Origin of the sequence: Alteromonas sp. CI.11.F.A3 (assembly GCF_032925565.1) — a bacterium.
GTDB lineage: Bacteria > Pseudomonadota > Gammaproteobacteria > Enterobacterales > Alteromonadaceae > Alteromonas.
In genome coordinates, this window is the sequence record NZ_CP136708.1 from 1808533 (window position 1) to 1828512 (window position 19980).

Here is a 19980-nt window from a genome sequence, read left to right on the forward strand (position 1 = left end):
CTGAAGCTTAAAAATAGCATAAAAAAAGGTGGCCTAAGCCACCTTATAAAGATACGTGTTTTCCCTGCGTTTTAAAACAATTAAACGCGACGCTTACGGCGGTAAGCTAAAAGGCCAAGACCTATACTCATCAGCGCAAGTGCACCTGGCTCGCTAACCGGTGTAGGAGCGGGTGGGGGTGTGGTCGCGTCTGTTTCAGTTGTAAAACCTATACCAGAAAGCTTAAGTTTAATATTATTTTCAATTTTGTTTGAATCAGCAAAATACGTATTGTAGGCGCCTACTAACCAGTATTTTGCTGAAGATAAATTACTAAATGTAGAGTTAAAGTAATAATTTTCAGCGGTATTTGCTATGCCGAAATGACCTATTGCTCCTTCCACTGCATGAGAAGCCGCGTCACTCCAAGTGAATGAATCATTACTAAGGAATGGGGAAGAACTATCTAAGTCTAGACCCGCTACGGTAATTTCCTTGTTTCCATTATCACCCTTTAGCCAATTAAACGATGCGTCCGTCAACGTTACTTCTTCGCTAAATGCTAGCAGGATCATGTCAAAATCGTTGTAATTATCGATAGCATGGCTGTCACCATTATCATCGTTCTGGATGCCGTAGCCTGACGTTACTACACCATTTGACCAAGTAGCGTTCCATTTTTTTAGTGCCGATGAATTAGTGCCCTGAACAACTAAGTCATTTCCGGCGCCACCTGTATCGGACCAACCTGTTACACCGATATAAATAGCTTCACCATTTACAATTACTGACTTGCCGTTTGAGGCGTCAGGGTTTACGGTTTGGCTAATACCGTCATTAATTAAAGAATAGGTAGCTTCATTTAGGCTGCTATCGGTTGCATATGCTGAGAAAGCAGAAACCAATAAGGCTACTATAATTAATTTTGAGAATTTCATACATACGACCTTGATGCTGATGAAAATAGATTTATATAAATTTTCATTATCTGCAGCATTTATCGTGCCAATTTCTATATGTCTGTTTTTATAATATTTTTATTAAATTTCAACTTTTTTTATTTCATTTTGTAAATTTTATTGACAGGTACAACCACTCATTAGTGATCTAAAGTCTAATAATTTTAAATGCTTTTCTTACGGCGCCACATCACAAATAGTGAACATGCCATAAGTAATCCAAGCGTACCTGGCTCAGTAACTTCTGTAGGAGCGGGGGGGGCTTGTGTCTCAGTTGTGGAAAAGCCTATGTTAGCAAGTTTGAATGCGTCATTACCTACATACCCGCCTATGTTACCGAAAACGGTATTATAAGCCCCAACTAGCCAATACTGAGAGGATTCAGTAAAGGTAAAGTCGGCGCGGTGGTCTAGCGTTTCACAATTCTCTATATCAAAAGATGCTGACGTCAATGCATCTGCAACTATATCGCTCCAAGTATTAACCCCGGAAGTCAGCGTTGAAGTGTTTCCTAATGCTGCGACAGATATTTGACTGTCGTTGCTGTCATATAGCCAAGAGAAACTTGCACCGGTTAAGGTTACAGCTTGGTCGAAAGAAAGAAGTACGAAGTCGTAGTCTCTCTCAACATTGGTTGTCCCGCTTCTGTACGCAGCGTTACTACCCTGATAATTGTAATTCAAGTTATCTATGGCGTGATCAGAGTTACCGCTATAAATTGCTTCGTCGTTGTTGGTAACACCATAGGCCCATTGATTAGATATTTTCTCTAAATCTGCACCTACTACGGTTTCGTTGTAAACACCCTGAGTATCTGAAAAGGCGGCAAGTGATATACTGACACCATCTATGCTGATACTTGAGTCGTTGGCATTTGTACTTTGATAAACCCCGTCTTCTACCAAATCATAAGTATGCTCACCCAACGCAGAATTACAGGATGAGTTTTGATTGCCACTACTATTAGAGCTACCGCTACCGCAATAAGAATAGTTGTGGTTGTTGTGATAGGTAGCTTGCGCATTGCCAGTTCCAACAACGAAGATTGCTGTGGTTGATGAGAATAAGAGTAGCGATGGTAGTGCTACTTTTTTAAATAAACTGCGCATGGCGGTGTTCCTTATAAACCCTAATTGGGCTTGGGCGCGAATACCTCTTCTTACTGAGCAGAGGTACAACCTCTAAGGCGTCGTTAAAGGTATCGCTAGTTTCAACATGGATTTGTATGATAACTGAACGGTGAGCTAAAAAAGGTATGTGGGCGTATACCTAGTTATTAGATAAGTTTGCGCATGTAAATTTAAACCAAGTTGCACAATATTATTTATAGATAACGCATACGTAGAATTTACTTTGCTAGGCGTTAAACAATATCTATGAAATAATTGCTGCATTATATATAGAAGTATGAGGACTTATGTCTGAACAAAAGCGAAAAGGGATTTATCTTCTTCCCAATCTATTGACCACTGCTGGGCTATTTTCAGGCTTCTTTGCAGTAGTGTCTTCAATGACAGGGAGATTCGAAGCAGCAGCAGTAGCTATATTTGTTGCTATGGTTTTTGATGGATTAGATGGTCGAGTTGCGCGTATGACCAATACGCAAAGCGATTTTGGTGCTGAATATGACTCAATGGCCGATATGGTGTCATTTGGTATGGCGCCGGCATTAGTGGCATACAACTGGGGCTTAACTGAACTCGGTAAGTTCGGTTGGTTAGCTGCCTTTGTTTATGTGGCAGGTGCCGCTTTACGTTTAGCGAGATTTAATACGCAGGTTGGTATTGCTGATAAACGTTTCTTCCAAGGTTTGGCTAGCCCGGCTGCAGCAGCAGTAGTTGCTGGCTTAGTCTGGGTAGGCGTTGAATATGATGCTGTAGGTACAGACTACGGAATTGTAGTTGCATTAGTCACTGGTTTCGCTGGCCTACTAATGGTAAGTAACTTCAAATACAATTCATTCAAGGAATTGAATTGGCATGGGAAGGTTCCTTTCGTAGGGCTACTTATTGTGCTACTTATATTTGTAGTGGTAGCAACAGAGCCTGCTTTAGTACTCTTTATTGTGTTTTCTCTTTATGCGCTTGCTGGCCCAATTAATACATTTAGAACCGTCGATAAAGTTACCTTGAACGACGTAGTAGGTGAGCAAGAAGAAGATGCAGACTTTGATGCTAATGCTAATGCTAATGCTAATAGTGCAACTGATACTGTTGACAGTAGCGAAGGGCAGCAAGACGAAAGGTCATCTAATAAAGTGTAAAAACACGCCTCTCAGCCATTAATAGTGATGAGTTAGTTGTATTAATATACCAAAAGACTAAAAAGCGACCTTCTAGGTCGCTTTTTTTATGAATTATTAAAAAGAGGTTGACCTTGCCGCAGAAATCTCTAGAATGCGCATCCGCTTCGACAGGAAAGTAAAATAACTTACACTGACAAAGCAAGTCACTACAACCTTAAAGGCAGTACTGGCAAGGTTTTCAAGGAAATACTTTTGAAATAAATTTTCTAAAAGTGTTGACACAAAAACCGAATCGCGTAAAATGCGCGCCTCGCTTCAAGGAGTTGGTAACAACACCGGAAAAACAGTTTTCATTAACTCTTCGGAGTTAACAACGGTTCGAAAAGAAATTTACGAAAAACGTTGACACTGAAAACGAACGGCGTATTATACGCCTCCCGCTTCGAGAGAAGCGAAGCAAGAAAGACGCTAGCAACTATATGTAGCCACGGTCCTCCTTGCGCAGAAGTCACGACCAAAAGCGTCGCGATTCTGCACTATGTTCTTTAACAATTTATAACAAGACAATCTGTGTGGGCACTCATTAAGAGTGTCACACAACGACGATTCATATTCGATATATTTAATTGAAGAGTTTGATCATGGCTCAGATTGAACGCTGGCGGCAGGCCTAACACATGCAAGTCGAACGGAAACATGTCTAGCTTGCTAGATGATGTCGAGTGGCGGACGGGTGAGTAATGCTTGGGAACTTGCCTTTGCGAGGGGGATAACAGTTGGAAACGACTGCTAATACCGCATAATGTCTACGGACCAAACAGGGCTTCGGCTCTGGCGCAAAGAGAGGCCCAAGTGAGATTAGCTAGTTGGTGAGGTAAAGGCTCACCAAGGCAACGATCTCTAGCTGTTCTGAGAGGAAGATCAGCCACACTGGGACTGAGACACGGCCCAGACTCCTACGGGAGGCAGCAGTGGGGAATATTGCACAATGGGGGAAACCCTGATGCAGCCATGCCGCGTGTGTGAAGAAGGCCTTCGGGTTGTAAAGCACTTTCAGTTGTGAGGAAAAGTTAGTAGTTAATACCTGCTAGCCGTGACGTTAACAACAGAAGAAGCACCGGCTAACTCCGTGCCAGCAGCCGCGGTAATACGGAGGGTGCGAGCGTTAATCGGAATTACTGGGCGTAAAGCGCACGCAGGCGGTTTGTTAAGCTAGATGTGAAAGCCCCGGGCTCAACCTGGGACGGTCATTTAGAACTGGCAGACTAGAGTCTTGGAGAGGGGAGTGGAATTCCAGGTGTAGCGGTGAAATGCGTAGATATCTGGAGGAACATCAGTGGCGAAGGCGACTCCCTGGCCAAAGACTGACGCTCATGTGCGAAAGTGTGGGTAGCGAACAGGATTAGATACCCTGGTAGTCCACACCGTAAACGCTGTCTACTAGCTGTTTGTGGCTTTAAGCCGTGAGTAGCGAAGCTAACGCGATAAGTAGACCGCCTGGGGAGTACGGCCGCAAGGTTAAAACTCAAATGAATTGACGGGGGCCCGCACAAGCGGTGGAGCATGTGGTTTAATTCGATGCAACGCGAAGAACCTTACCTACACTTGACATGTTGAGAAGTTACTAGAGATAGTTTCGTGCCTTCGGGAACTCAAACACAGGTGCTGCATGGCTGTCGTCAGCTCGTGTCGTGAGATGTTGGGTTAAGTCCCGCAACGAGCGCAACCCTTGTCCTTAGTTGCCAGCATTTAGTTGGGCACTCTAAAGAGACTGCCGGTGACAAACCGGAGGAAGGTGGGGACGACGTCAAGTCATCATGGCCCTTACGTGTAGGGCTACACACGTGCTACAATGGCATATACAGAGGGATGCGAGACAGTGATGTGGAGCGGACCCCTTAAAGTATGTCGTAGTCCGGATTGGAGTCTGCAACTCGACTCCATGAAGTCGGAATCGCTAGTAATCGCAGGTCAGAATACTGCGGTGAATACGTTCCCGGGCCTTGTACACACCGCCCGTCACACCATGGGAGTGGGATGCAAAAGAAGTAGTTAGTTTAACCTTCGGGAGAACGATTACCACTTTGTGTTTCATGACTGGGGTGAAGTCGTAACAAGGTAACCCTAGGGGAACCTGGGGTTGGATCACCTCCTTACCAAAATGTCGATGGTGACATTGTTAGTGTAGTGCCTACACAAATTGTCTTGTTATTAAATGAAGAACGACACGAAGTTTTTTGTAGTTATACAGAAAATGGGGCTATAGCTCAGCTGGGAGAGCGCCTGCCTTGCACGCAGGAGGTCAGCAGTTCGATCCTGCTTAGCTCCACCATCTGCATTTTAGTCCAAAAAGAGCTGAATCAAAGCAATTAATTGCAATGGTTTTTGTTCTAGGCAAGCCGAATGAGGAGTGCGCGAAGGAGCATACATGAGTATGTAACTGAGCAAACGACGAATAGAGGCGCAGCATAGGGCAAAAAGCAGAAGCAAGTAATAGGCTTGTAGCTCAGCTGGTTAGAGCGCACCCCTGATAAGGGTGAGGTCGGCAGTTCAAGTCTGCCCAAGCCTACCATTTCTACTTGGTTTTGTTATTTTCAATCGCTGCGATACTCATGTGCTAGCGCACACTGCGTTTCTCGCGTTGAAACTACCTGCACCAAGCGAACTGGCCACAAACTCGATATGCCGAAGGAAGATAGTGTCATCGGATCGAAATCCTAATGAATTTTTACTCGAATGAGTAAGCATTGATTAGGGTTTTTTACTCTAAGGAAGAAAGTAATGCTTTTAGCATGAAATCTCCAACGTTCTTTAACAATTTGGAAAGCTGATATTTAATTAGTAAATCAATCAAAATTTGAGTAATTGAGAAGTCGAAAGACGTACTTACTACTCTACTTGACTTGAATTGCTTGTTATCAATCTTTATTTGATAGCAAAGCAATTTCACGATTAGCTTGTCATGCATACAACTGAGTTAGATCTCATCCAGTCCTGATTTCAAAAGGCGGGAGAGTTCTTCGCTCAATCATTGTTTTAATATCACTTCGGTGTGTATTAGCGCAATGGGCGAGATAACAGTTTCTAGTCGACTAAATCGACGAGTAAGCGAAGGCACATACTTTTAGTATGTAACTGAGCGAACGAGGAAAATTTAGGATGAATAGGAAATGTTAACGAAGGCCATTTGGGGTTGTATGGTTAAGTGACTAAGCGTATACGGTGGATGCCTTGGCAGTTAGAGGCGATGAAGGACGTGTAAGTCTGCGAAAAGCTGTGGTGAGCCGACAAAATGCATTTGAGCCACAGATGTCCGAATGGGGAAACCCACCTATTTATAGGTATCGTTACATGAATATATAGTGTAACGAGGCGAACGAGGGGAACTGAAACATCTAAGTACCCTTAGGAAAAGAAATCAACCGAGATTCCCCTAGTAGCGGCGAGCGAACGGGGATTAGCCCTTAAGCAATTATGAACGTAGTGGAAGCCTCTGGGAAGTGGCGCGATACAAGGTGATAGCCCTGTACACGAAGTGTTTGTTTTTGTGAAATCGAGTAGGTCGGGACACGTGTTATCTTGACTGAATATGGGGGGACCATCCTCCAAGGCTAAATACTCCTAACTGACCGATAGTGAACCAGTACCGTGAGGGAAAGGCGAAAAGAACCCCTGTGAGGGGAGTGAAATAGAACCTGAAACCGTATACGTACAAGCAGTGGGAGCAGACTTGTTCTGTGACTGCGTACCTTTTGTATAATGGGTCAGCGACTTATATTTAGTAGCAAGGTTAAGCGAATAGCGGAGCCGTAGCGAAAGCGAGTGTTAACTGCGCGTTTAGTTGCTAGGTATAGACCCGAAACCCGGTGATCTAGCCATGGGCAGGTTGAAGGTTGAGTAACATCAACTGGAGGACCGAACCCACTAACGTTGAAAAGTTAGGGGATGACTTGTGGCTGGGGGTGAAAGGCCAATCAAACCGGGAGATAGCTGGTTCTCCCCGAAATCTATTTAGGTAGAGCCTCGGACGAATTCCATTGGGGGTAGAGCACTGTTAAGGCTAGGGGGTCATCCCGACTTACCAACCCTTTGCAAACTCCGAATACCAATGAGAACTATCCGGGAGACACACGGCGGGTGCTAACGTCCGTCGTGAAGAGGGAAACAACCCAGACCGCCAGCTAAGGTCCCAAAATATTGCTAAGTGGGAAACGATGTGGGAAGGCATAGACAGCTAGGAGGTTGGCTTAGAAGCAGCCACCCTTTAAAGAAAGCGTAATAGCTCACTAGTCGAGTCGGCCTGCGCGGAAGATGTAACGGGGCTAAGCAATATACCGAAGCTGCGGATACGTGTTTACACGTATGGTAGGGGAGCGTTGTGTAAGTGGATGAAGGTGAATCGAGAGGTTTGCTGGACATATCACAAGTGCGAATGCTGACATGAGTAACGATAATGGGAGTGAAAAACTCCCACGCCGGAAGACCAAGGTTTCCTGTCCCATGCTAATCAGGGCAGGGTAAGTCGGCCCCTAAGGCGAGGCAGAAATGCGTAGTCGATGGGAAACGGATTAATATTTCCGTACTTATATAATCAGTGATGGAGGGACGGAGAAGGCTAAGCAAGCTTGGCGTTGGTTGTCCAAGTGAAAGCAAGTAGGCCGAGTGTTTAGGTAAATCCGGACGCTTAAAGCTGAGATGCGAGACGAGCTACTACGGTAGTGAAGTTGTTGATGCCCTGCTTCCAGGAAAAGCTTCTAAACTTATGATTATATGAACCGTACCCCAAACCGACACAGGTGGTCAGGTAGAGAATACTAAGGCGCTTGAGAGAACTCGGGTGAAGGAACTCGGCAAAATTGTACCGTAACTTCGGGAGAAGGTACGCCCTTGTTTGTGATAGGACTTGCTCCTTGAGCAGATGAGGGCCGCAGTGACCAGGTGGCTGGGACTGTTTATTAAAAACACAGCACTCTGCTAACTCGCAAGAGGACGTATAGGGTGTGACACCTGCCCGGTGCCGGAAGGTTAATTGATGGGGTTATCTTCGGAGAAGCTCTTGATCGAAGCCCCGGTAAACGGCGGCCGTAACTATAACGGTCCTAAGGTAGCGAAATTCCTTGTCGGGTAAGTTCCGACCTGCACGAATGGTGTAACCATGGCCACGCTGTCTCCACCCGAGACTCAGTGAAATTGAAATCGCAGTGAAGATGCTGTGTACCCGCACCTAGACGGAAAGACCCCGTGAACCTTTACTACAGCTTGGCACTGAACATTGAACCTACATGTGTAGGATAGGTGGGAGGCTTCGAAGCACAGTCGCTAGATTGTGTGGAGCCGTCCTTGAAATACCACCCTTGTATGTTTGATGTTCTAACATTGGTCCCTTATCGGGATTATGGACAGTGTCTGGTGGGTAGTTTGACTGGGGCGGTCTCCTCCCAAATAGTAACGGAGGAGCACGAAGGTTAGCTAATCACGGTCGGACATCGTGAGGTTAGTGCAATGGCATAAGCTAGCTTAACTGCGAGACAGACACGTCGAGCAGGTACGAAAGTAGGTCATAGTGATCCGGTGGTTCTGTATGGAAGGGCCATCGCTCAACGGATAAAAGGTACTCCGGGGATAACAGGCTGATACCGCCCAAGAGTTCATATCGACGGCGGTGTTTGGCACCTCGATGTCGGCTCATCACATCCTGGGGCTGAAGTCGGTCCCAAGGGTATGGCTGTTCGCCATTTAAAGTGGTACGCGAGCTGGGTTTAGAACGTCGTGAGACAGTTCGGTCCCTATCTGGTGTGGGCGTTGGATGATTGATGGGAGCTGCTCCTAGTACGAGAGGACCGGAGTGGACGAACCGCTGGTGTTCGGGTTGTCATGCCAATGGCATTGCCCGGTAGCTACGTTCGGAACGGATAACCGCTGAAAGCATCTAAGCGGGAAGCCGGCCCAAAGATGAGTCATCCCTGACTTTTAAAGTCCGGAAGGGTTGTTATAGACGATGACGTTGATAGGCAGGATGTGGAAGCGTTGTAAGGCGTTAAGCTAACCTGTACTAATTGCCCGAGAGGCTTAACCATACAACGCCCAAGAGGCTTTATATCTTGAGTGTTGTAAGACAAAGCTAATAGTAAGCAGAGTAGTAGTACTCAGTGCTCAAAGATTGATTACGTGAATATCAGAATTCCAAAATTGTTAATTATTAAAGTAATATGGACTAACTAAGTCGGTATTACGCAAACGTTAAGTTTGCAACCAGTTTTTCCTGGCAGCCATAGCGATACGGTACCACCTGATCCCATTCCGAACTCAGAAGTGAAACGTATTAGCGGCGATGGTAGTGTGGGGTTTCCCCATGTGAGAGTAGCACACTGCCAGGTCCCATTCGAAAGAAGGGCTATCCTAACGGATAGCCCTTTTTTTATGCGTGATAGAAAGTGAATTGACTAGTACCACCTGACTGGAACGCCAGCTCGGTGGAGTGCCACCCAGCCACACCCGAACTCAGAAGTGATAAATGTGTCGGGAACACATTTAAACGCGCTTTAGCGCGACCCGAAGGGTGTAGGGCAGGAGCCCGAAATAAACGTATTAGCGGCGACCGGTGACCGGCGCAGGAATAGTGTGGGGTTTCCCATGTGAGAGTAGCACGGGGTGGACCTCCACACTGCCGGATCCCATTCGAAGAAATTGCTTCACAACGATTGCTTCACAACGATTGCTTTACAACGACAACTACCCTAACGGATAGCCCTTTTTTTATGCGTGATAGAAAGTTCGACTCTATATTAAAACTTTTCTATTTTGTTTAGCTGCGCTCTATAAGCGACTTACAAAAAAAGCCCCGCAGATGCGGGGCTTGAGCTATAACACTATAAAAATTAGTGTTACTGGCCCATTGTCTTAATTTCTTCAAAATATCTACGGTATTCCATACGCGTAATAAGTTCGTTGCCATCTTTATCCATAGTCATGAAATCACCTTTAATACCAGCGTTTTCAATTTCACGTTTAGATAGTTCACCATCTTTATTGGCATCGGCTTCATCGAATCGCATATTTGCAGCATCCGTAACTTCTGTACGTAATGTCTTGTTCTTTTCACTGATCACAGCACCCGTTTCTTCCATGGCATCACCATGTTTCATCGACTGTTGTGTGTCGCTAGTTTTCATTTCAGAACGCATTTCTTTATTTTGTTCACTAATTACATCGCCGTCTGCGCCTATAGAATCCTTTTTAGCCATAGCGGATGTTTTGTTCATTGATTCATGGTTTGCACTGGTTTTCATTTGTGTACGTAATTCTTTATTTTTTTCGCTAATTACGTCGCCACCTGTGCCCATAGCCTCTTTCTCGTCAATGGAATGATGTATTACACCAGCTTTGTCGTGGTTTGCTTTCTCTTTAACAACAAGTTCGTCAGCAAATTTTTCAGGCTTCGCTTTTATGTAGGCAGTAAACTCAGAGTGGTTAATCATAGCATCGCCATCTGAATCTATATTAGACATAGTTTCTTCAGTAATACTTCCCTTAACCTCTTCCTTTGAAAGCATGCCGTCGCCATTTGCATCTAGTGCCTCAAAGTCTGAAGTTATCCTAGATTCGTGATGGGCAGCGAAAGCAGAAGTAGACATTACTGCGCCAATAACCATTGCTAACGTTAGCTTTTTCATAATAAATTCCTTCTTTTGCATTTGTAATGCATTGGGTTGAACATGAGAAGTGAATGCCAAAACCGTTCTCGGTTTAAATGACTATTACAAGGCACTAAGGTATTTTCAGCCTTTACTCCTACATATCTCTATTCCTATCTTAAAAATCACATTATTTCGTTCCAGATTTATAATTCATACTTTGTGCCAAGCATTAACCTTCTGATTTAAATGGCATTTTCTTTTTTTGTATTACAGGTTTAAGTAAATAAAGTGTTAAAAGGACACATGCTGTGAAAAATATGCACTGTGCTATATGCCACAGATATTCCTGCTCGAACGTTGCACATCCTACTTAATTGATTCGAGAGTTAACCTTCCCGTAATAGAATTTGTTATTTAAATCAGTGTTTTAAGTCGTAAGGTAACCAGAAGGTTTAATTAGGGAAATTTCCTTAATCTTTGTTCCATCAATACAGCCCAGAGCTAGGGGATAAGGAATGTTTTCAACAATGCTTAGTAAAAATATCAATAAAAAACCCACAGAAAAGCTTTTTAACTTTTACCAGGACTCTTCACTTTCGCGCATGATTAATTTTCTCAATGAAGCAGTTGTCGTTATAGATGCTAACGGCACTATTGAAATGCTTAACTCTACTTCCGCCTCATTACTGGGAATAGAAAAAGATAGACTTCTTGGACATAACTTACTTGAGTTAGTGATAGATGATACAGGCAAGTCTCAGACCTATGTAATTGAGAGTTTAGATGCAGGCCAGCAGGGTTTAATTTCCTCCCCCCCTATGGAAGTTAATCTTCAAGCTGACAGCGACAACAAAACACAGGTGTGTGTGGAAATGTCGATATCAACGTTACCAGAAGCATTCTCGTCGGCTAATACATTGTATCTTTGTATACTCCGCGACCTTACGCTTCACAAGGCCGAGTATGGTTCGTTATTGCACAAAGCTAATACCGATTATCTAACAGGGCTAGCTAACCGTCATCGGTTTGCTGAATACCTTGCTAAACAGTGGGATGTTTGCGAAAAAGACGATGTGCCGTTAAGTATTATATTTATTGATATCGATCACTTTAAAAACTTTAACGACCAGTATGGCCATATAGCAGGGGATAGATGCATAAAACGAATAGGAGAAACTATTTCGTTAAGCCTTCCTAATCGAGATACGTTAGCCGCACGCTATGGCGGTGAGGAGTTTGCCTTAGTGTTGCCCCGTTGTTCAGCACAGACCGCACAATTGCTAGCGATACGTATTAAGCGACATATATCGCAACTAAGCACCAGGCAGTTTGCCCTATCGCAAGAATCAGAATTAACAGTAAGCATGGGGGTGGCAACCCAAATGGAAAACCGCTATAGCGCTAAAGAAGAATTATTGAATGCCGCTGATACATTGCTTTATCAGGCTAAGTCTCAGGGAAGGGATCAGATTTGCTTTTTGTAAACTGAGAGAGAAGCGGCGCAAACCGCTTCTCAATCTATATTAATTTCTCTTCTTATTGATAATTTGAGGATCACACATGAAGCGCACGCCGGTTTGTTTATCAAGTACCCATACTTCTATGTAAATGTCGTCGGCAACATCGTCACCGTCATCAACACCAATGTGAATGCTGGCATCGGTTTTATCTTCTAAGGTTACATCACCAGGGCTGGTTGCGGTAACCCAACGAAAGGCGTAACGGTCATTTAAAGCGGGCGAAAATTCGATATCCAATTTACGATTAGTATTGCCATCAAATGCAACTGCTTCGGGTGTGTAGCGATAGTAATAGCCTTCACCAATTTCCACATGTTTGGCATCGGCAGGCGGCACTTCATCCGGTGCCCAAAGCTGTAAGGTAAAGGTGGCCGTGTTAGTAGTTTCAGTTGAATTTGTTGTTGATGTGGCTTCTTGGGCTAACGTTGAGAAAGAGAGTAGTACCGCTAAAAAAACAACGGCTTAAGCAATGTTTTACTATTCTTATATATAGACTTCATTTTTATTCCCTTAAAAAATTGAACATTAAATACGCTACTTTTAGTAGCGCATAAAAATTATAGCAGTATTGTTTGGTGTATAGAATAGTGAGGTATGAGAGTTTATAGCTCCCATTTATAGTCTTAAATTTAAATAGGCAGCAAGACGCTGCCATCATAATACTAACTTTTCTTTCGATTAATGATTTGTGGATCTTGACTAGTATAAACAGAGGATTTAGGTGCTGTTACTAATTTCATACAAATGTTTTCGGTCGTACTGTCCGAATCTACAAAAATAATAGTTTGCCCATCTTCAGTTATACTGTAAATCAAATCATTGTCTAAATCTCCAGAAATAATAGGGCCTACAAATTGCAGCTCGCTAGAATCCTCTCTCAATGTGTACATGATGAGGGTATTTGATTCAGTTACAGTTACATTACCTGAAGTAGGGTTACCTGATGTATCGTAAATAGTATAGCGTGGTGGCGTTTCTTCGGTGTTAACGGAAACCGTGAATTGAGACAATGGAGTTGGGTTAGACATGTTTTTATTCCTTGTTGATGTAATTAAAGTAGTATGGAAAAACTAAATTATCTGCGTAACCCCGCAGTAACTCATCCTTTGCAAAATTTTGATTAATGCATTTCTTCGCAAATAGATGAGGCATTAAGGTTTCTGGGTGATATGAACGCTCAACCATAGGAGTGGTAATGTTAAGTAAACTCCTACAGAGTTGGGCTGCTACATCATAATTCTTTAATATTTTATTTTGGACGATATGAGCAATTATATATTTTGCTTTTTTGTTGTATTCTGTGAAGTAAAGCTGACCGCTTATGATAGTGTCTTCACTTGTTTTGGATAAACTTATATATTTTAAGATGTCTTCGACAGTTTCAAATTCTTTGTTAATCTGAAAGTGCTCAATTAAAGAAAAAAGTACCCAATTAGCATTTATATTCTTAATTCTATCTAGCAGTTGTTTTGGATGAATTGATTGTTTCAGTTCGGATTTTGACAATAGTAGTTGTGCCTCGATGTGAGCTAAGTCTGATTGCCATTCACTGTTGTCGATATCTTGTGATATTACAGATTTGAGAATGTAGTGTGCGTTCTCTAAAGTTTCTGCGTAAATATTATTATACGTTAATTGCTTTGCTATCGATGCCTTCTGAACTAACACCACAGCAAAGGGAACACTAATCGCTGCGTTTGAGGTGTTGGATAAATATATTTTTTCAAAAGCTTCTTCAGCCTCTCCATACAACCCATAAGCTTTTTCATACTCTCCCGTATGAACAGTGGCCGACGCAATCCACGACAGGGTATCGGCAGCATAAAGCTGAGCATCAAGGTCACCAGGGGTTTGTTCAGCGATATATTGTTTGAGCTTTAGTGATGCACTGAAGTATTCAATCGACTTACTAAATTCGAAGTTTTCATATTCAAGAGAGCCCAAAGAGTTTTGTGCGTAAGCCACCTCCATCATGGCGTCAGTATTATCCGGAGCTAGTGCTAGCATACGTTCGCTATACCCCAAGTAACGCTCGAATGCCGTTCTGGCTATGTCCATCAAGCCATCATTATAAGCAATGTGGCCCAACCAAAATGCGTTTGCCCCCGCAGCTTTTAGCAGCTCGAAGTGATTAGGCGCGTCACTCAACAGCGCCTTTATTTGCACATCCGCTTCTTCGTAAGCGTCTTTCGCAGTGGCTACATCGTCACGGTAAAATCGTACTTCTGCCATAGCTTGCAGTGAAAGCGCATGTTGAAAACGCAGTTCGAAACTAGGTTTTGGCGGGCTAATGGTAAAAAATCCATACTCACTAGATTGCTGGGCTTGTTCAACATAATGAAGCGCTTGTTCGCTAATGCCTTCCAATAAATCCATGCGCTTTACACTTCTAAGCTTGTCGGCAAAGTCACCTATCATATAACCCATTAAATTTTCAGCTTCTAACCGCTTCCTTTCGGCCAGTTGTTGCGATTGCTGACTTTGTAGCATGGCGCCAAACGAAATGACCGTTAAACTGGCAAGGGCTGCAAAGGTCACCCCGCGAATAACGCGTTTCCGTTGAGCGGTTTTTTGCGATGCCTTAATGAGGGCGAGTTCGTCTTGGGAAAGGCTTAAACTAGTGTCGCCTTTTAACGCCAAAGCATCCGTTAAGGGCTTTCCTTCTGTAAGCAAAAACGCCTTACTTTTATTATCTTGTAGCCATTGTTTGGTTTGTTGTTCTAGTCGGCCTTTGCTCACCAGCGCGCTTTGGTGCTGCTGGATCCAATCTTGTACCCGCTGCCAGCGCCTAAGCACGGCTTCATGCGCTACTTTAAAGCAGGCTTTGTCTTGATAAAGGTGCGATACAAATAAACGATGCTCTACCATTAGCTCGACAAATTTTTTCTCGTTATCGTTATTAAGTTCACTCCAAAATGCGGTGCGGCTGGTTAAGTTACTGCCATCTTGGGTAAGCGTTACAATAAGAGGAAGCACGCGGTCGAGTGCGGTTTTCACTAATGCCGACATTTGTAGATAAAGCTGTTCAGCTTTATGCCCAATTGCGCCTTCTATGCCGCCCAACTGTTTGTAGGTACTAACTTGCAGTAAGTTGTCTGTTCGCTGTAAATACAGTTCTTGTAAGGTGTATTGTAATAATGGAAGGCAGTTGGGTTCAGCCGCGGCATCGGTAAGTATAATGTCGTCTAACGTAACGTCGGTATGGCTATCTTCTTCCCACACTAGCCCTGCGGCAATAGCAGGAAGACGTATCATCTGGCTTAATTCACTGGCAGAGGGGGGCGTAAGGTCGAAATGTGCTCCGCGCTCTTTATTTTTCATTAGGGTGGGATATGCCGCTAAGTGATGGTAGAAATCATTCCTACATACTAACAACATCAAAATGAAGCCACTTTCAGCCAATGTTTCAAGCAGCGTGAATACCGCTTGCTTATGGGCGCCATCAACATGGTTGGTGGCCAAATAGGCTTCAAGGCGATCGAGTACAATTACATAGCATGGGAAAGCGACGTTGTTGTACTGGCTTGTAGTAGTAAGTTTAGCTTTCGCTATATTGATAACCGACTTGGGGTCACCCTTTAGTTTTGCCGCTAACGAATCTGCACTTTCCCCTTCAAATAAGGGGACATCGTTAATATCCCAATCCAGCATACAGGCGGCAAGTTCTTCTACAATCTGTGCTGCCTGAATATCTGCAATATCAATACTGGCGTAATCGATGGCATGAACACCATTCGCGCCCTTATTGTTTAATAACCTAGGTAATAAACCGGCGTGCACTAACGAACTTTTACCTGAACCGCTAGGGCCGATAATAAGGGTAAAAGGGCGTTTTTTTGTGAATTGGTCCCCAAGCCTAGCGAGCAGATTTTTTACTGCTGCATTTCTACCGTAATAAACTTGGCTTTCTTGTTGTGTAAACGCGGTTAAACCAGGGAACGGAGATTGACCTTGCCAATCGGTTTCTGCAGCACGTGTTTGTTCATCTTCTAAAAACTGAACATCGGCAATAACCCGATATCCCCGCTTTCGAATGGTTTCTATAAAAGAAGGCGCGCTGGCTTTATCACCCAATGCTTTGCGTAATTGAGTAATCGTTTTATGAATAGGGTTATCGCCAACAGGTGAGTCGGGCCAGCATTGAGCAACAATGTCATCGGCGCTAACTACTTCCCCCGCTTGTTGGCACAATAGCAATAAAACGTCCATTGCTTTAGGCTCAATGGCGCGCTTGGTTTTACCTAATATAAGGCTATTGGAGGCTGGCTCTACTTGCCAGTCACCCAAATAAAACTGCTTTAACATGTGATAAATTTGCTCAAAAGAAATCAATCAGAACAAACCTAACCTACTTTAGTTGTAAGGTAAACGAGTTACGCTGAGTTAGGTACTACATCGATTCTAAACTGGGACTATAAAATTTAGCTAAAAATACCTTTAAATTTTAATAATATAAAAAATATTAATAAAAAGTGAAATTTGATCACTGTCTCCTAGGTCTATACTACTATACGTGCTTACCGCACGTTAAAACCAGACTTATACTTTTGAGGGTAGATAAAATGAAACAAATTAAAAAATCTTCTGTTGCTACGGCACTTGGTGCGGTTGTTATTGGCTCGTTGGCATCTACGGTTGCTATGGCTGAAGTTAACCCATTTTCAATGCAGTCATTAGAGTCTGGCTATAGCCAATTCGCTGCTGAAGGCAAATGTGGTGAAGGTAAGTGCGGTGGTGATAAAGCCGCCAAATCTGCAGAGGGCAAAGCAACTGAAGGCAAGTGCGGCGAAGGTAAGTGTGGTGGCGACAAAGCGGCTAAAGCAACCGAAGGTAAATGCGGCGAAGGTAAGTGTGGTGGCGACAAAGCAGCCAAAGCTACCGAAGGTAAATGTGGCGAAGGTAAGTGCGGTGGCGATAAAGCAGCTAGCATGGCTGAAGGTAAAATGGAAAAAGCCAAAGAAGGAAAATGTGGCGAAGGTAAATGCGGTGGCGATAAAGCAGCTAGCATGGCCGAAGGTAAAATGGAAAAAGCCAAAGAAGGAAAATGTGGTGAAGGTAAATGCGGTAGCATGTAAAGCTACGGCAATTGCAGTATAAAAAAGGCCGTCATTCGATGGCCTTTTTAGTGTGAAATTGGGGTGAAATAATGAAGCATATTCAAGGTGCAGGTTTAGGTTTTCGTCGCGAGATGTTAGATGAGTTGTTACCAACATTGCCTAGCGAAGTCGACTTTTGGGAAGTTGCGCCCGAAAACTGGATCCCTTTAGGGGGCACATACGAAAGTCAGTTTGCCCAAAGTATTCAACAAGCGCCTTTTACCACACACGGTTTGTCCCTTTCTATCGGGAGTAGCGACAAGCTCGATATCGAATTCGTTAAAACGGTAAAGCGCTTTTTAGACACACACAATATCGATTTATATAGCGAACACCTAAGCTATTGTTCTGGTAACGGCCATATGTATGACCTTATGCCTATTCCTTTCACCGAAGACGCTGTTAACCATGTTGTAAGCCGCATAAAGCAGGTTCAAGACATTATCGAGCGGCCATTGGTACTAGAAAATGTGTCTTATTATTTGGCGCCAGGGCAAGAGATGTCTGAACTAGATTTTACTAATGCGGTATTAGCAGAGTCAGGTTGTTCGTTACTGCTTGATGTGAACAACGTCTATGTAAATAGTATCAATCACAACTATGACGCTTATGACTTCATAAACCGCTTACCTAGCGACAAAATTGTCTATGGTCATATTGCTGGTCACTTCGATGAAGCCCCAGATCTAAAAGTAGATACTCATGGCGCTGATGTTATTGAGCCTGTATGGGATTTACTGAAGCATGCCTATAACACCCACGGTGTGTTCCCTACATTGTTAGAGCGTGATTTTAATATTCCCGCTATAGGAGTGTTATTAAAAGAAGTGCAGCGTATTAAAGTGATACAAGCTCAGTGTATTGCAAGTCACCAAACCGTATTCGAAGGGCAGTCTGCATGAGCGAGAATTTTAAATCCGTTCAGCAAGAGTTTGTTAATGCGATTAAAGATCCAGATTCGTTTGAAACAAACGACGCCGACATTAAACGCCGCATGGATATTTACCAATCCCTGTTTTTTAATAATATTTCAGGTTTTATAAGCACAGGTTTTCCGGTGTTAAAATCATTGGTAAGCGAAGAAAACTGGAATGCATTGGTGCGCGCCTTTTTTATTCATCATGAAAGCCGTTCTCCGTATTTTTCAGATATTAGCAAAGAATTTGTAGAGTATTTATCAGCAAGCCCAGAACTCTCATTTCAATTACCAGCATTCGCCGCTGAGCTTGCTCATTATGAATGGCTAGAATTAGATATTAGCATTCGAAAAACTTTCCGTGATGTGGTGTATTTCAATGTGGGTGAACAGGTAACAACGGTGAGCGTTTCCCCGTTGGCTACTCTTGCTTCATATACCTACCCCGTGCATTTAATTGGCGTGGATCACATTCCCGAAGCCCCCGCACCCGAGCAACAGTTCTATGTGGTGTATCGTAATGAAGAGCAGCGCGTAGAATTTGTGCATTTGAATCCGCTTACCGCCGTGTTATTGCATACCATTGAACAGCACGAACAAGGCATAGACATAGACGCCTTAGGTGAGCAGCTTCGTAAACAATTAGACCACCTACCAGAACAAACTGTGCTTCAAGGTATGCAGCAAATAGTAAGCGACATGCTGCAAAAAGGTATTTTACTACCTAGCTGAACAGTCTGCTGAACACTAAATCATCAGTTTTTATCTGGCACTTAAGTGAAGAAAGGCTAAAGTTGTACGCGAGTGTGTAACTTTGGCTGTTAAATGTTGGGAAAGTAGGCAATTGACCACAATAGCGCTGTCAATCCGGTCTGCTTTCGATTAACATTTACGACCATTTTTTTGTTAGTTAAATTGTTTAGGTAGTGCATATGGCAGACAATTCAGATTTCAAAGAAGTCTACAATAAGTGGTACTTTCTAGCTTCTATCGTAACTTTACTCGCGTTTCCGCTGATGCATATCATCTGCGGCTGGTTTACCTTCTGGTTATAACGCAGACATTCAAGGCATAATTGTGACTGCACAGTATATAAAATCAGTTGTTAAAACCGTTCCTGACTATCCAAAGCCAGGTATTTTATTTAGAGATGTTACTAGCGTACTAGAAGACCATAAGGCTTTCAGTAGTTGTATCGCATTGTTGCTTGAAGAATTCCAAGACATGGGATTCAACAAAGTAGCAGGAACCGAAGCGCGCGGATTTTTATTCGGCGCACCACTGGCCATTGAGATGGGCATTGGTTTTGTTCCAGTAAGAAAACCCAACAAATTACCCCGTGAAGTGGTGAGTGAAACCTACGATCTTGAATACGGTACCGATACGTTGGAAATTCACAAAGATGCTATCCAGCCAGGCGATAAAGTGTTACTTATCGACGATCTGCTAGCAACGGGCGGTACCATCGAAGCATCAGCAAAGCTAATCCGTACATTAGGCGGCACCATTGAACATGCTGGCTTTGTTATCGGATTACCTGAACTAGGTGGCCGTGAAAAGCTAACCGCGATGGGTATTAAAAGCTTCACGCTTTGTGAGTTCGACGGCGAATAAGGATAGAAATACAG

General features: G+C 43.5%; 12 protein-coding genes, 2 tRNA genes and 3 rRNA genes. 11 read left to right on the plus strand and 6 right to left on the minus strand.

The annotated features are described in order from the left end of the window. Positions 1-80: 80 nt before the first annotated feature. A complete protein-coding gene (gene xdp1 / locus R1T43_RS07720) occupies positions 81-917 on the minus strand; it encodes an exosortase-dependent surface protein XDP1 (protein ID WP_317354617.1) in 837 nt (278 codons plus the stop codon). Positions 918-1102: 185 nt separating this feature from the next. Next, entirely contained in the window at positions 1103-2047 is a 945-nt protein-coding gene (gene xdp1, locus R1T43_RS07725; RefSeq protein ID WP_317354620.1) for an exosortase-dependent surface protein XDP1, read from the minus strand. Positions 2048-2355: 308 nt separating this feature from the next. Between xdp1 (R1T43_RS07725) and pssA the strand changes: the two genes are divergently transcribed. The 6 genes from pssA (at position 2356) to rrf (ending at position 9560) form a co-directional block, all read left to right on the plus strand. Next, the gene (gene pssA / locus R1T43_RS07730; protein WP_317354621.1) at positions 2356-3201 is read left to right on the plus strand and encodes a CDP-diacylglycerol--serine O-phosphatidyltransferase; all 846 of its coding nucleotides are present in this window, start codon (positions 2356-2358) and stop codon (positions 3199-3201) included. Between the two features lie 605 nt (positions 3202-3806). After that, positions 3807-5339, plus strand: a 16S ribosomal RNA gene (locus R1T43_RS07735). A gap of 100 nt (positions 5340-5439) precedes the next feature. Further along, a tRNA-Ala gene (locus R1T43_RS07740) sits at positions 5440-5515 on the plus strand. Positions 5516-5678: 163 nt separating this feature from the next. Next, positions 5679-5755 (plus strand) — tRNA-Ile (locus R1T43_RS07745). A gap of 627 nt (positions 5756-6382) precedes the next feature. Continuing rightward, positions 6383-9260 (plus strand): 23S ribosomal RNA (locus tag R1T43_RS07750). Between the two features lie 184 nt (positions 9261-9444). Beyond that, a 5S ribosomal RNA gene (rrf, locus tag R1T43_RS07755) occupies positions 9445-9560 on the plus strand. The 16S, 23S and 5S rRNA genes sit together here with 2 tRNA genes alongside, the layout of an rRNA operon. A gap of 507 nt (positions 9561-10067) precedes the next feature. Here the strand turns inward: rrf and R1T43_RS07760 are convergent. Further along, entirely contained in the window at positions 10068-10856 is a 789-nt protein-coding gene (locus tag R1T43_RS07760) for an EF-hand domain-containing protein (protein WP_317354624.1), read from the minus strand. Between the two features lie 479 nt (positions 10857-11335). On the opposite strand from R1T43_RS07760, the gene R1T43_RS07765 reads away from it, so the two are divergent. Continuing rightward, complete coding sequence (locus R1T43_RS07765) at positions 11336-12304, plus strand: GGDEF domain-containing protein (protein WP_317354627.1); 969 nt, start codon at positions 11336-11338, stop codon at positions 12302-12304. 39 nt (positions 12305-12343) lie between these two features. On the opposite strand, the gene R1T43_RS07770 is transcribed toward R1T43_RS07765, so the two are convergent. From R1T43_RS07770 to R1T43_RS07780, 3 genes are all read right to left on the minus strand, one after another. After that, the gene (locus R1T43_RS07770) at positions 12344-12676 is read right to left on the minus strand and encodes a hypothetical protein (protein ID WP_317354628.1); all 333 of its coding nucleotides are present in this window, start codon (positions 12674-12676) and stop codon (positions 12344-12346) included. A gap of 326 nt (positions 12677-13002) precedes the next feature. Further along, complete coding sequence (locus R1T43_RS07775; protein WP_317354630.1) at positions 13003-13368, minus strand: DP-EP family protein; 366 nt, start codon at positions 13366-13368, stop codon at positions 13003-13005. A 4-nt stretch (positions 13369-13372) separates the two neighbouring features. Continuing rightward, positions 13373-16645 (minus strand): winged helix-turn-helix domain-containing protein, encoded by a 3273-nt coding sequence (locus R1T43_RS07780; RefSeq protein ID WP_317354632.1) that lies wholly within the window; start codon positions 16643-16645, stop codon positions 13373-13375. A 257-nt stretch (positions 16646-16902) separates the two neighbouring features. Between R1T43_RS07780 and R1T43_RS07785 the strand changes: the two genes are divergently transcribed. The 4 genes from R1T43_RS07785 to apt all read left to right on the plus strand — a co-directional run bounded on the left by R1T43_RS07785 (position 16903) and on the right by apt (position 19966). Continuing rightward, positions 16903-17415, plus strand: a complete 513-nt coding sequence (locus R1T43_RS07785; RefSeq protein ID WP_063457513.1) for a hypothetical protein — start codon at positions 16903-16905, stop codon at positions 17413-17415. Positions 17416-17486: 71 nt separating this feature from the next. Further along, positions 17487-18338 (plus strand): DUF692 domain-containing protein, encoded by an 852-nt coding sequence (locus R1T43_RS07790; RefSeq protein WP_317354635.1) that lies wholly within the window; start codon positions 17487-17489, stop codon positions 18336-18338. Continuing rightward, on the plus strand, positions 18335-19084 hold the full coding sequence (locus tag R1T43_RS07795; protein ID WP_317354637.1) for a DUF2063 domain-containing protein: 750 nt from the start codon (positions 18335-18337) through the stop codon (positions 19082-19084). The genes R1T43_RS07790 and R1T43_RS07795 overlap by 4 nt, the downstream gene beginning before the upstream one ends. A gap of 345 nt (positions 19085-19429) precedes the next feature. Next, positions 19430-19966, plus strand: a complete 537-nt coding sequence (gene apt / locus R1T43_RS07800) for an adenine phosphoribosyltransferase (protein WP_013783400.1) — start codon at positions 19430-19432, stop codon at positions 19964-19966. The last annotated feature ends 14 nt before the right edge of the window (positions 19967-19980 follow it).

Excerpts from the sequence above, each read along its gene's own strand:
- R1T43_RS07795 (WP_317354637.1), top strand. The coding sequence starts at position 18,335 with ATGAGCGAGAATTTTAAATCCGTTCAGCAAGAGTTTGTTAATGCGATT.
- pssA (WP_317354621.1), top strand. The coding sequence starts at position 2,356 with ATGTCTGAACAAAAGCGAAAAGGGATTTATCTTCTTCCCAATCTATTG.
- R1T43_RS07760 (WP_317354624.1), bottom strand. The coding sequence starts at position 10,856 with ATGAAAAAGCTAACGTTAGCAATGGTTATTGGCGCAGTAATGTCTACT.
- R1T43_RS07780 (WP_317354632.1), bottom strand. The coding sequence starts at position 16,645 with ATGTTAAAGCAGTTTTATTTGGGTGACTGGCAAGTAGAGCCAGCCTCC.
- xdp1 (WP_317354620.1), bottom strand. The coding sequence starts at position 2,047 with ATGCGCAGTTTATTTAAAAAAGTAGCACTACCATCGCTACTCTTATTC.
- xdp1 (WP_317354617.1), bottom strand. The coding sequence starts at position 917 with ATGAAATTCTCAAAATTAATTATAGTAGCCTTATTGGTTTCTGCTTTC.
- R1T43_RS07775 (WP_317354630.1), bottom strand. The coding sequence starts at position 13,368 with ATGTCTAACCCAACTCCATTGTCTCAATTCACGGTTTCCGTTAACACC.
- R1T43_RS07785 (WP_063457513.1), top strand. The coding sequence starts at position 16,903 with ATGAAACAAATTAAAAAATCTTCTGTTGCTACGGCACTTGGTGCGGTT.
- R1T43_RS07765 (WP_317354627.1), top strand. The coding sequence starts at position 11,336 with ATGTTTTCAACAATGCTTAGTAAAAATATCAATAAAAAACCCACAGAA.
- R1T43_RS07790 (WP_317354635.1), top strand. The coding sequence starts at position 17,487 with ATGAAGCATATTCAAGGTGCAGGTTTAGGTTTTCGTCGCGAGATGTTA.